Source organism: Dapis hubbardiae BLCC-M172, from assembly GCF_050016015.1.
In the GTDB taxonomy this organism is placed as follows: Bacteria; Cyanobacteriota; Cyanobacteriia; order Cyanobacteriales; family Microcoleaceae; genus Trichodesmium.
In genome coordinates this window covers 15,013-28,777 of sequence record NZ_JBNHEQ010000320.1, presented here as the reverse complement: position 1 = coordinate 28,777, position 13,765 = coordinate 15,013, and the positions used below count along the sequence as shown (strand labels likewise).

The window sequence follows — 13,765 nt, the reverse complement described above, 5'->3', positions numbered from 1 at the left end:
TCATAAAGAGAGTTGGGGATTTGTTTGGGCTTGAAATTTGCTAAAGTCCCGATAATATTGTTTGTAGTTGCGCTAAAGCGCCAAAAAATATATCTGGGAACCCTAAAGCGCAACTACGAGCGAATTATAAGTTTTTTACCAAATATGATATAAGTTCAATACTATTGAGACTGATTTTTGAAGCATTTTGATAGCAATTCATTTTTTAGCATGGATATAATCAACAAAGTAAAATTGAGGAATTAACCATAATTTCAACCAAGCATAAATCCCCATTCCTAAAAGTGCTGTAATTACTAAAGGCAAACCTATTTGAATCCGCAAATTATCTGGAAAAATAGCAACTCCAGAGACAATAATTATGAAATAAGTTACAAGTAAAACTTGTAATCTTTGTAGATTTTTCAATGCCTCCCGACAACTGCTACAATGTTGAGTATGTTGTTTGTAACGATCCAATAGTAAGGCGTGATTATTATTTATTAGAGAGTTATTTGCATCACTAATTCCTACTTCACTCCAAGGTAATTTACCACCACAATATTTATCAAACCAATTTCTAAACTCAATGACTGAACGATCTGCATTTGTAGGTAATTTATAAGCTGTTTTCCAACTTTCACTTGATTGTTTTTGTTTCAGTAAATACTCCTGCTGATTGAGTAAAACCATATCTCCATCTATAAGCAAATTTCGAGTTTTGATATGATCCCACCAACGCGGTTTAAACCTGTGAAGTGTTTTCCCAAAATTTCTAGTAGACTGAGCAATAATTCTAGATTTTCCAGGAGATATTGGTATACAATAAGTAACAAGTCCTACTTTCTTTCCAGTATCACCAATAGTAGTTGCATATTCCAACCGACAAGGAGGTTCAAAAGTAATTTTTGTGAAGCCTTTTGAAATAGAAACTTCAACTAAATTAATTGTAGATTGCAGAATCTCCATAGGTATAGGTCTTGCTTTGTCTCGATTACCTAGTACACCATGATGAGCAAAAGGAGCATGACTAGGATCTGCTAAATTTTCTATGAGAATTTCCCAACCATATTCTAGATCGCGGACATAAGAAGACCACACAAAACCTTTCTCAGCATCTATGTTTGGTGATAATGGTAGGGGTGTTGTAGCAGCTAAGTCTGCTGTTTTCGCATCAGGCCAAACCCAGAGTAAATCATTTTCTTGACGCACTGGTAAGGCAGTTACACAGAAATTTTGCCGATTTTTTTCTATAATTTGCTTATTTTCAGCTTGAGGAATATGAGTACAGATACCTTCAGAATCAAATTGCCAACCATGATAACTACACATTAAATTACCAGTTTTGTCATCTACACGACCCTCACTTAAGGGTGCTAGACGGTGAGGACAAACATCTAAAAATACCTGATAATTCTGAGAATATCTTGCCTTCCAGATGACTAGGCGCATTCCCAACAGAGTTACTGGAACAGGTATTTCTGGGTCAAGGTCTTCAAGAGGTGAAAGAGGGTACCAATGTTGAAAAAAGTTGAATTCGGTTTGCATTTTTTTTGTTGTTATAGTTCAAAAATTAGGGAAAGTAAGAGGGAAGAAAGAAGAAAAAAAGTAGATCGATCTAGTTCAACTAAAGATTTTTTTTGGTAATTTTATTATCTTAAGGGAAAGGAAGAAGGAATAAGGAAGAAAAAAGTAGATCGATCTAGTTCAACTAAAGATTTTTTTGGCAATTTTGTCATCTCAACAGCTACTCTAATAATTCTATACTTTATCAGTTTTGGTCTTATCTGTTTGGGTAGCATTCCGCAGGAAACCATATTGAATTATAGAGTTATACCAAATCCCGTAGTATCGGTATAAAAAAGCCTAGAAACCGGGTTTGTTTTAAATACCCCACTGTCAAACATCTACCTACCACAAACCCGGTTTCTGTTTTTCCTCCCTACTCCGTCTTTTCATGACGTTTCAAACATCTAATTGCCTCTAACAAACCTCTAGCTTTATTAATAGTTTCCTCATACTCTGTTTCCGGTACAGAATCTGCAACTAAACCAGCTCCCGCTTGTACAGTTACCGTATGTTTACCATCATTTGTTGGTCTAACAACCATAGTTCTAATCGTAATAGCACTATTCAACTGACCATCAAAATCATAATGTCCATAAACTCCAGAATAAACCCCCCGCCGACAAGGTTCCAATTCATTAATTATTTCCATCGCCCGAATTTTTGGCGCACCACTCACAGTTCCAGCAGGAAAACAAGCTTTCAATAAATCCCAAGCAGTTCGATCGTCTGCCAATTCTCCTACTACATTACTAACAATGTGCATCACATGAGAATAACGTTCAATTACCATTAACTCATCAACTTTGACTGTTCCCACTTGACAAACCCGACCCAAATCATTGCGACCTAGATCGACTAACATAATATGTTCCGCTCTTTCTTTCGGATCTTGCAACAACTCTTCAGCTAAAGCATTATCTTCTACATAAGTTTTGCCACGACGACGAGTACCAGCAATAGGTCTCACAATTGCAAGGCGTTTACCATCGGGGGTGTTTTCTGCTTTCACCATCACTTCGGGACTCGAACCAATAATTTGCCAGTCACCAAAATTAAAATAAGCCATATATGGAGATGGGTTTATTAGTCGCAAGGAACGGTAAAGACTAAAAGGTTCTCCTGTATATTCAGTCGAGAGTTGTTGGGAAATAACTACCTGAAAAATATCTCCTGCTTTGATGTAGTTTTTGGCTTTCTCAACATTGGCACAAAATTCTGCACGAGGTGTGTTGCTGGTGTATATATCTGTAACTTCTTTGTCTTTTTCTCCTGGTGGTTGCCATTCTAATAAAGTATTTTGTTGTGAAAGGGGAGATTGTAATTTATCTACTAACTGAGAAACGCGATCGCAAGTTTGTTGATAAACTGCTTCTAAGTCTACCTCTGGAGAACTGATATCGGCGTAGGCGATCGCCCATATCTTCCGTTTCACCTGGTCAAAAACTAACAAATTATCCACCTGCATCCACAAACCATCAGGCAAATCATTTTCCGTAGCAGGATAAACAGTGACACGAGGTTCGATCCATTTAATTAATTCATAACCCCAGAAACCAAATAACCCGCCAATACCAGGAGGTAATTGAGGTAATTTTACAGGTTGATAGCGTTGGAGACAGTTATCTAGAGCATCAAAGGGATCGCCCTCAAAAGTTTTAACTGTACCATCCCGATAAGTTTGGGTAGTATGGTTGCCTCTTGCTGACAAGATCCATAATGGATCGCAACCCAGAAAACTATAACGTCCAATTTTCTCCCCACCTTCCACTGATTCTAGTAAAAAACTGTAGGGGCGATCGGCACAAACACGATACCAAGCAGAAACAGGAGTATCAAGGTCTGCTACCCATTCTTGGTATACAGGGACAAAGTTACCTTGTTTTGCTAGTTGGGAAAATTGGGAGAAGTCTGGAAATATCATAAATTTTGAAATTGGTATTAGATTAGAGATTCAGGAACCAACACCTTTATATAAATTACAGCATTTTTTAGGATTGATAATTTTATTAGTTACATAATATTAGATCGAGTTAGGTTTAACCTATTTGAAGTTTACTTTTTAAATTATGTGTATTATCGGTACTTTGATATTTTTCACTATATTGAAAATGCCTTCAAAGCGTCGAGGGGTAATACCATTTCTCAAAAACATTTCTACATTTTGTAGAGCAGGGGAGTGCGGGAGTGGAGGAGTGGGGGAGAAGTAAAAATAACAATAATTAATATTAAATGAGCTACAACTAGCAAAAAAAAGATTTGATATGTAATTATTAATTAATAAATGCAGTCGTACCCAAGTATAGCATTAATGCATGGGAATTGGTATAAGGTAAATACGTTGCTCAGGCTAAAAATTGCTCAAACCTAGATATATCAGGAAACAGGTTAATTAAATATCAAACCTAGACTATATAAGGGTTTGATACTATTTTTAACATATTTTTTGTGAAAGTACCGTTATTTAAAAGTCAATTCTTAATAGATATCTCTCTTCCTAAGAGAGTTTCTATAAAATAAATCTTAAGAACTGCTGTAAGGTTTATTATTGGTGGGTTACGGCAAATCACACCCAACTATTAAGTTTAACTATTAATCTGTGCCTAACCCACCCTACTGGACTGTTTCAACTAAAATAGTGCATTAGGGAGTAGGGGAGTAGGGGAGTAGGGGAGTAGGGGAGTAGGGGAGAAAGATTGTTGTTGGGTTTTTCCGTTGGAAATGCTCCGCAAACGTTCCTCAACCCAACCTACATCTATTGCAACATTTAAGATGAAACAGTCCACTACACAAGGATTTAATATTTTATTTACATATACCCTATAAAGTCCTAAAACTTTATACCTAATAGGACTGACGCAGAAACCGGGTTTATCGACGAAATTTCGTGATTTGAAAAAATCAGTGCAATAAACCCGGTTTATTATTTGGGTGCGTAAGTCCTGACCTAATTAACTTAAAAACTCCTGTAATACCAATTTTAGAAAAGAATTTTACGAATAGTAAGGGCGATAAAAAGACTTTACAGGAGATGCCCCTTTGACTAATAAGATAAGTGATGAACTAATAAATGGCATCGAAGCTATTTATTCTGACTCCTGATGAATGAGGACTGACTCCTAAAACAAACCATAGTATTTGTAGCCAACATTTATCATACTTGGTCTGATACCAATTTAATAAATGTTGGCTAAATCGGATAAACTTTGATTATAACTATTTTATTTTTGATAAACTTCTCGATCAGAGATTTTTTCTTCCTTCTTCTTTCCTTCTTCCTTCCTTCTTCCTTCCTTCTTGCTTCCTACTTCTTCCTTCTTCCTTCTTCCTTAATCAAATTAAAACCTCAGCTTTAGATGAAATATCTGAAAGCCGAGGTATTAATCATCAAACGATAGAAAATGCCAAAAATATTGCCAGTCTTAAAAGCCTATATTATTTACGGCTCATTCTAATCTCATATTTTAACTGATAGATTTAATCCTATGCGTCATAGGGTTTTTTACCAGTAAACTTAAGAGCAGCAGGTTCTGGGTTACTGCCAATATTACGGTCAATCTTACCTACATAAGGACGGCCTTCATTTACCTTCTCAGGGAAAACACCATCTTTCGGATGCAGGTATTCATTAGAACCATCAGGAAAAACCCGATAGATTTTGAAGTCCTCAATTTTGGGCTTAAATTTAGTCCGTAGTTGAGTACCGAGGGCCAAGCATTGCTCTTTGCGGGCTAAATAGAGTAGGTTTTCACCTTCATTCATAATAGCTGCGCCGCCTGTAGGCATTTCAAACACCTGTTCTTTAGAGCTAGTCCAAGTAATAGCGTACTTTTCTTCAACTTCAGCCTTGGTTAGCAAGCCACCAGTGCTGCCACCAAAAATTGGAGGTTGTCCTGTTAGTTCGTCTGCCATAGATTTCTTATATGAACCTTTTTATGGAATGGTATCACCAGGGTTACTCAAGTTTAAGAAATTGTAAGGTTCTGTTACAAAAGGATGATTTAAACTTATGCCCCATATTTGGCCATTGACTCCGATCGCTGCTTTAGTTATCCAAATTCTACGATTAAAAAAGTGGGTAATTGCAATAGTCCCCTTGAATTTATCAATACTTTTTTTTAGTCTAAATAAAATAATGGAACAATATTGCCTTATTTTAATTTCTCCAAATCAGAATCACTATTTTATTTTTTAATTATCAATCCCAGTAAAAATTACTATTCTTAGTTAATTTGAAGGTTATATTTTTTATTTTTTATTCCTTCACAAAAATCAGGTCAATAGCCTCTCCTAGGATAGGGGATGAAAAAAATAAACTTCAGTATTTCAAGCTTTTGGCTTGAACAGTCGGTACTGATAATTGAAATGACCTCAATAAATTTATTTTTCACTTAATAGGATTGAATTCTATGCAAGTAATTTTATTTCGTCCTCAAGGTAACTTAGATTTAAAGGGTAGTTATAGACTCAAGCAAATCGTAGATAAACTAATTTTCCAAAGCCAAAATTTTTACTGGGTAATAGATATGGCATTGGTCAACAAAATTAATAATTTTGGTTTAACTACTTTAGTGGTAGTCCAGAAAATTGCTGAAAAAAGAGGATGTAAATTATATCTTTTAAACCTTCAAGATGATATTCAAGTAGTTTTTCAGATTACCGGATTAGACCAAAAATTCAATGTCTTAGAAGACGAAACATTCCTCAATTCATTAAAAGCTAAACTACTACTTTGCTAGCTCTCCAATTGATTAATGAACTTCCTTTTGTCTTTCTTCTTGCTTCTGACTATTACCAACAATTGGAATAGTAAAATGAAACTGACTACCCCGATCTTTACCAGCCGACTCCGCCCAAATTTGACCCCCTAAACGACTAATAATCTGACGACAAATAGCTAAACCTAAACCAGTACCACCCACACTGCGTCGTAAAGCACCTTCTTCTTGATAAAAACGATCAAATACAGCCTCTAACCGATTAGGTTCAATCCCACGACCAGTATCAGAGATACTCACCTTCAACATATTCTCATTATTAGAAGTTGCTCTAATTATTACTCTTCCTTCAGCTTGAGTAAACTTACAAGCATTGTCCAATAGTTTTGACAAAACCTCTACTAGCCATTCCCCATCCGCTAAGACCAAAGGTAGTTCTGCGGATACCTGGGTAGTAATATTCGGCAACTCCCTCTCTAAGTTGTGGGCACGAATACTACTTAGAGCTAAATCAACACATTCTAATAGAGGTAGATATTCTATATTCCATTCAACTCTACCACTTTCTAGATGAGACAATGTTAAGAAATCTTGCACAAGATGACGCATTCTATCTGCATCTGCCAATGCAGTTTCTAGCATTACTTGACGTAACTCTTCAGGCATATCTGGTTCTTGACTCAAACTTTCTAGGCAAACTTGAATAGTAGATAGTGGAGTCCGTAACTCATGGCCAGTAATAGCAATTAAATTACTACGAGTCCGGTCAAGAGCCTCTAATTGTTGATTTAATTCTTCTAGGTGAGTATAAGTTTCTGCCTGAATTAAAGTCATACTTAACTGAGTAGCGATCGCTTCTACTAAATCTATTTGTTCTTCAGACCAGTTATAGGGACATGAGCCACAATTATGTAATTCCACCATACCTAATAGTCGCCCCTGATACAGTAGAGGTATCATTAACCAGCTCTTAATCTCCCATTGAGATATTAAGTTTTCCAGACAATTTCTCCTCTGAGATTTGGCAGTACCTGAAGTTTCTGACACCAAATACTCAGGTAGCAAACTTGTATCTTCTATATAAACTCGCCCTTGAGTTTGAACAACTTTTTGAAACAGATCATTATCTTTTAGAGGCCACACCTGATTCAGCAAAGATTTTACTGATACACCCAAATACTCGTGAGTAATAGTTGCTGTTCCATCCAGAGGGCGACACTGATAGATCAAACATCGGCTGGCCAAAAGTGCTTCTCCCAATTCTTGGACTGCCACTTTGATAATCTCATCAGGATCTAGCGATCGCCTCATAGCAGAAGAGATAATATTAATCAAGCGTTGTTTTTTTTCCTGGGCCGCCATTGAGCGATAAGTTTTAAGTAACTTATATTGAGTTGCTTGCAAATAAGTCACCAAACGTTCGGCAAAAGGATGATTAAAGTTAGTATTTTCATCTACTACTAAAGCTTTCTGGAAATTAGTATTATTAGAAGGAGATTTTTTTGCCTTCCTCAAATCTAAATTAATGCCATAAATTTCTATAGCTGCTTGAACCTTTTCCTTTAACTCTGGTCTATATTTAAGGATTCGAGCAAGTAATAATTTGGCAGATTGGAGACATACCTGACGGTCAAAAGTCCAGATACCTTCAAACCGACGTGCTTGCTCCATTCCACTGAACTGAGATGTTTCATTAACTAGGCCATAATTATCACACTCATTGCAAATCAAACAACTTGAATAATCTTGACCAAGCACCAATAGATTCCATTCCCTACTTAAAGCATCTCTAGGATTAAAAGCTACTGTTTCGTGATACTCAGAAGAATTTTTAAACTCCGTTTCTGGTGCAGCTAGTACATATACTTGGGATGTTAGGTTCGCAATTCGTCGATAACGGTGAGCTTCTTGACGATAAAAACGCTCTTTCTGAAAAGTCGCTATGACCAGAGGTCGATCGGAGCTTGCTAAAACCTGGTCTTCCATTGCATGAGAGAGAGCAGTCAGGGATGACTTAAAGTAAATTTGTGGTTTTATCTGCGGAACCTCTAGCACCAGTTCTGCCAATACGGATTTATGAATGGTCATCTGGCGGTTGATTTTTAACCTATTGCATCAATAACATCAAATATACATTGTTGATTTGACATTTATTTATAGAAGTTATTCCTATTAAGTTTTCAACCTCTTAGTGGTTTAACGCTTTATGAACAGTTGCTATCATTTGGGATAGTCTTACACTTTCTCCATGTTCGTTTTTAGTATCTGTTTCACTTCGCAACAGAAAAGAGTTAGCTTCTCTATAAGAGGCAGCTCGTCACTAGGAGGTATGTCTAAGGAGCAACTATCTAAAAAACTTATTGCCGATAATTTTACCAGTAGTTGTTAACAGTTGTACATTCATTAACGAAAATTAATTCTATTTTATTAGGACTTACGCAAAGACCATGTGTATAGCGTTCAAAACTATAACGTTATAGTTTTTTAACTCTATATGTAGTACCTCTGCGTAAGTCCTGTTTATATCAAGTATATTTTTATAGATATTTTGCTTCAGAGATTCAACCCGGTCTGTCCACAAGATTGAAATAACATATTCTACTACAGTAGGTGTCCTTGTGAGACACTGCGGGACTCGGTTATCTCAGGTTAGGGTTTGCGCAGAATGACCTATCATAAAAAATCAAATCAATTATCGTACATAAATAATCAATTCTTTCCCCCTACTCCCTCTTTTCTGGAGAGGTTTATTGCAGTCGCTTTCTGAGATTTGCTCTCGAATAGTCTTACAGTTGCTCCACAGAAACCTGCTATTAGTAATCAGCTTTTGCAACAAACCAATAGCAAGTTTTTGACAGTTTACTAATTTTATGGTATTTTATTATTTCCTTGTTTCATCTTGGGTTTCACCACTTGAACCAAGCTCAGAATTATAAATAGCATCCAACTGTTCGCGAGCTTCTTGTACATTAACAGACCGCATCACTAACAAAGGTTCATCAATAAAATTCCCAGATTCATCCAATAGTTCTGGATGTGGAATTCTACCAGACTGAGAATAAGAGTCACGAGCAGACCCCCCTCGGTTGGAAGACAAAGATTGAGACTCAAGTCCCACTGTTAATAGACTACGGATTAAATTACGAACAGCCAAAACAGCAATAGTAGTGAAGGCTAGGATATAAAGCAGATGTAACATAGTGTTCTCCTCAAGGCTAGATAGCCACTCAGCAAATTTTAAAAAAAATTAAACAGTTTTTCTGGTTTTATTACTTTGACTCTGGATAAGTTTTATAAGCAGAAATTGTCTTATTTTGATATTTCATCATCATTTCTAGAAGAAATAGTGTTGTCGCCATAAATTAACAATTATCAACTTCAAAACTGTTTCCTGGGAAAAAGTCAACCGAACATATTTCTTAATTCAGGATATGAGTCTAGGTTGAGAGTAAATTTGATTGTGATTTTACATTCTATCTAGATTGCTCTTTGCGGAACCGCATCGCAACTTGCCAACATTCGGTTAGTAGCTGATGCCAAGGCATAAGCACTGTAGTTTCCACCCCAACTTGACCTTCAGTTGCTTGAAAAAGAGCTTGTGCTGTATTCACTTCCTGTTGAGCTTGCTTCACCCTATTAAGTAGGTCGAATTGCTCACTGCTACTCAGAAAAGAAATTTCTTCTCTCTCCAATAACTGGCGGGAACGCTCAAACCAGTACCCGAAATCCTCTAACAAGGGTTGCAGTACCGCTTTAAGTAAGTCTGGTTCTGGCAGTTTGGGGTTTAGCATTTTTTTAAATTTAGTTTCTTATTCTAGTTTAATCTTAACACTCTTTACACTTTTTAACATTTTGCTTAACAAATGTTTTAAAATCAGCTATTGAGATTTTAAAACGACAGGAATAAGGATTTCTCAGCCAAAACCAGTTACCTTCTACAATTATATTCTCAATAAAACCTTATTCATTTATACATACTTAAGGTACAAAAAATGCTATTGCTCACAATAATTTTTGTGACTTTAGTCAAAAGTCACAATTGAAGCTTTACAGTATCTAAGCTTCCAGGCATAAAAAAACAAATATCCTAATTTCATTTTGTTAGCCTTCAGAAAAACTTAAAAGACCAATATAAAATAACAGGAGCCGGAAACATTTACTAATAGTCCTTGCTTGAGGAAAAAATACCTTAAAAACTTAAAAAATCAGATCAAAAGCTTATAGTAGTTTTCATGCTCGATAGACCACAGTAGTAATCACCGGGGGGCATGATGGAAGATTTGTTGATGTCGCAACTTGAGGATCGAGAGCTTTGAAACTAGCCTTTGACTCCTGTACGGGCGAATGGCCAGCAAGCCCCTACGACTCCTGACTACCTGACTCCTACAACAGTTTTGTGGTCTACTCAACTGAAAAGCGCTGTCTGCAGAATCCTGTCACATCAAATAGGCCATTCTTTTAATATATCTAGGTTTATAGCGGTTTTCACTTCATGACTTGCATTACTTCTTCCTTCTTCCTCCTCTCCTAGATAATATGAGCCTTCTTTCTTTAACCCCAAATCTCTGTACTCTAAAAAACATGAAAACTGCTATAAATGATTTTCAGCCTATTGAGCTATTCCCTTTGCCCTTTTTAGATTTGCAGCTTTTTCGGCCACAAAAACATCAAACTCCCGTTAACCCTAAAAAACTGAAACGCAACGTGACCAATTTCTTTATGTATGTGTGATGCCTGGGAACCTGAAGTTAAAATCTATCCTTTTTTCCTCGGAGACGGGCAAAAGTTTGTACCGGATCTTGACTTTGAACTGCTAATTGTAGAGCAGGTTGCTCCCAGCGCAGAAAAGGATTTGTACGTTTTTCTACACCAATCATCGATGGTACAGTTGCTTCATTGCGACTACGCGCTTCCTTAACCTCAGCAAAACGAGATTGTAAATCAGCATTTTGCTCGTCAACAGTCATAGCAAACTGTAAATTTTTCAAAGTGTATTCATGGGCACACCATATTCGTGTATTGTCAGGTAAATTACGCAATTTACTCAAAGACTCTACCATTTGGCCTGGTGTCCCTTCAAATAAGCGACCACAACCACCAGCAAACAAAGTATCGCCACAAAATAACTCTCCTGTTTGTCCAGCAGCTACAGGAGGAAAATAATAAGCAATATGGCCACTTGTATGGCCGGGCACAAACAAAACCTCTCCGACTCGCTCGGCAAAATGGACGCGATCGCCTTCCTGTAAAAATACCTGTTGTCCAGGAATTCTACCTCGGTCCTCAACTCCACCATAAACTGTTAATTGGGGAAACTTTTGGATTAACTGTTGATTAGCACCTACATGGTCGTGGTGATGGTGAGTATTGAAAATAGCCACCAACTCAGCCCCCAGTGATTGAAGTTTCTGTAGCACTGGTTTGGCTTCAGCGGGGTCTACTACAGCCACAATATTTTGATTTGGGTCATGTAGTAAGAAGATATAGTTGTCTGAAAGTGCTGGTAGTCTATAAATTTCCATAAAAACTCAATTAATACCTGATCTACAAAATTTTTATTCAGGGATCTTGACCTCTTAATTATTAAATTAACGTAGTTAGGTAATGAAGGTATATATAACAGTAGAAAATGATTTGTAAAAAATCAAAAAATACATAAAAACTCTGAAATTATTATCCTTTTTTTTCCCTACCCTAAGATATTTTATGTACAACCATGGTGATAACTGCTATAGTATTGATTCCATATTACTTTCAAAGGTGTATTATTAAACACATAATCCCAAATTAACAAATCATAAATAGATAGTAGATTAAGAACTTATGTTATGGAGTGAGCAAAATCAACCAAAGGTGACAATTAATCAAATGGTAAACCGAATTATGACATCAGGTAAACTCAGTCGTCGGGAATATCTACAGCTTACTTCGGCAATTTTATCGGGCAAAAAAATAACAGATGAAGAGCGACATCAAATTAATCAGATCTTTGATTTTATTCAAATGGGTAAAATTAATTTGATTGATGAGAATTAGTCAAGCTCATAGCAGAGCTAAATTTATGGCAAAATAAAATCACATCATCATTATTCAACTAGGAAAAATGATCGTTGTGGATCAATAATAAATCAAAATTAATCTGAATAATTTTTAACTAATTATTGACCATTAAATTATCACATAAAAATACTTGATTTTACGGTTTAAAAATCTAAATAAAGAGGGGATAAAAATTAGTAATTACTGATATTAATTTTATCAGATTCAACACTAAGCCAGAAATAAAAAAGAGAATAAATTAATGATAACAAGTCAAAAAAACTCATTAATCAGAGTCCCAACTGGTTTATTAAATGTTAGTGTAATAACAGAAAATGCCAGAAAATCAAGTACCATAGAAATCAAACTTTCTCTAGTGATTCCTACATATAAAGAAAGTCAAAATATTCCAACGCTTATCCAAAGACTAACTCAACTATTAGATACTCAAATTCCTCATGCCTATGAATTAATTATAGTAGATGATAATAGCCCAGACTTAACCTGGGAAGTAGCTCAGAATATGGCACGAGAATACCCACAACTACGGGTAATGTGTAGAGAAAAAGAAAGAGGACTTTCTACAGCAGTAGTTCGTGGTTGGCAAGTAGCAAAAGGAGAAATATTAGGAGTTATTGATGCTGATTTACAACATCCTCTAGAAACCCTTTTAAAACTATTAGCAGAAATGGAAAAAGGCGCTGATTTAGCAGTAGCTAGTCGTCATGTTCAAGAAGGGGGTGTCAGTGACTGGAGTATAGTTAGAAGATTTTTGTCTCGTGGGGCTCAACTTTTAGGATTAGTTATTTTGCCTGGAGTAGTAGGGCGAGTCTCTGACCCAATGAGTGGCTATTTTATGGTTCATCGGTCAGCGATCGCTGGCCAAACTCTTAGCCCAGTGGGGTACAAAATCCTGATTGAAGTTTTATGCCGAGGTAATATTCGGTTGGTGGCAGAAGTAGGCTATGTTTTCCAAGAACGTTTAGGAGGAGAAAGTAAAGTTACCTGGAAACAATATATAGAATATTTACAACACTTGCTAACTTTAAGATTTGCTAAATGGCCGATTGGTAGATTTATCCGATTTGTTATAGTTGGCTTTAGTGGTGTATCTGTAGATATAGCAATATTTTATTTATTGCGTGAAGCTATGGGTTTGGGCTTAACTGGCAGTGCTATGTTCTCTGCTGAAGCAGGAATTATCAATAATTTTTTGTGGAATGACCTATGGACTTTTGGAGATATCTCTAGTTCTCAAGGTGGTTGGCAGAAAAGGTTTAAAAGGTTATTAAAATTTAACTTAATTTGTCTGACTGGCTTGATTTTTAATTTACTAATTGTGAACTTATTATTTAATCTTTTTGGAATTAATGAATATCTGGCTAAGTTAATAGCGATTGCTACTGTTACTTTATGGAACTTCTGGGTAAATATGAAACTAAGTTGGCGAGTGACTCAAGTAG

10 protein-coding genes are annotated in these 13,765 nt (G+C 36.2%); 3 read left to right on the top strand and 7 right to left on the bottom strand.

Annotated elements, in window-relative coordinates; all coding sequences use genetic code 11:
• Positions 1-198 precede the first annotated feature (198 nt).
• From ACP6PK_RS29770 to psaD, 3 genes are all read right to left on the bottom strand, one after another.
• Positions 199-1,527, bottom strand: coding sequence for an aromatic ring-hydroxylating dioxygenase subunit alpha (locus ACP6PK_RS29770; RefSeq protein WP_426565140.1), 1,329 nt, complete (start codon positions 1,525-1,527; stop codon positions 199-201).
• Between the two features lie 394 nt (positions 1,528-1,921).
• Positions 1,922-3,469, bottom strand: a complete 1,548-nt coding sequence (trpE, locus tag ACP6PK_RS29765) for an anthranilate synthase component I (protein ID WP_426565136.1) — start codon at positions 3,467-3,469, stop codon at positions 1,922-1,924.
• A gap of 1,559 nt (positions 3,470-5,028) precedes the next feature.
• On the bottom strand, positions 5,029-5,457 hold the full coding sequence (gene psaD, locus ACP6PK_RS29760) for a photosystem I reaction center subunit II PsaD (RefSeq protein ID WP_094674626.1): 429 nt from the start codon (positions 5,455-5,457) through the stop codon (positions 5,029-5,031).
• Between the two features lie 497 nt (positions 5,458-5,954).
• Between psaD and ACP6PK_RS29755 the strand changes: the two genes are divergently transcribed.
• A complete protein-coding gene (locus ACP6PK_RS29755) occupies positions 5,955-6,284 on the top strand; it encodes an STAS domain-containing protein (RefSeq protein WP_426565134.1) in 330 nt (109 codons plus the stop codon).
• 12 nt (positions 6,285-6,296) lie between these two features.
• Here the strand turns inward: ACP6PK_RS29755 and ACP6PK_RS29750 are convergent, their stop codons facing one another.
• From ACP6PK_RS29750 to gloB, 4 genes are all read right to left on the bottom strand, one after another.
• Positions 6,297-8,351, bottom strand: a complete 2,055-nt coding sequence (locus ACP6PK_RS29750; RefSeq protein ID WP_426565132.1) for a DICT sensory domain-containing protein — start codon at positions 8,349-8,351, stop codon at positions 6,297-6,299.
• A 793-nt stretch (positions 8,352-9,144) separates the two neighbouring features.
• Entirely contained in the window at positions 9,145-9,462 is a 318-nt protein-coding gene (locus ACP6PK_RS29745; RefSeq protein WP_094674632.1) for a DUF2973 domain-containing protein, read from the bottom strand.
• Between the two features lie 274 nt (positions 9,463-9,736).
• Positions 9,737-10,054, bottom strand: coding sequence for a DUF2605 domain-containing protein (locus ACP6PK_RS29740; RefSeq protein ID WP_094674634.1), 318 nt, complete (start codon positions 10,052-10,054; stop codon positions 9,737-9,739).
• A 957-nt stretch (positions 10,055-11,011) separates the two neighbouring features.
• A complete protein-coding gene (gene gloB, locus ACP6PK_RS29735; RefSeq protein WP_094674636.1) occupies positions 11,012-11,785 on the bottom strand; it encodes a hydroxyacylglutathione hydrolase in 774 nt (257 codons plus the stop codon).
• 301 nt (positions 11,786-12,086) lie between these two features.
• Between gloB and ACP6PK_RS29730 the strand changes: the two genes are divergently transcribed.
• Together ACP6PK_RS29730 and ACP6PK_RS29725 are read left to right on the top strand one after the other, a co-directional pair.
• Positions 12,087-12,299: a hypothetical protein gene (locus tag ACP6PK_RS29730; RefSeq protein WP_426565129.1), complete on the top strand. Its 213-nt coding sequence runs from the start codon at positions 12,087-12,089 to the stop codon at positions 12,297-12,299.
• 265 nt (positions 12,300-12,564) lie between these two features.
• Positions 12,565-13,765 (top strand): glycosyltransferase (locus tag ACP6PK_RS29725; RefSeq protein ID WP_426565127.1); only part of this gene is annotated, 1,201 nt, incomplete at its 3' end.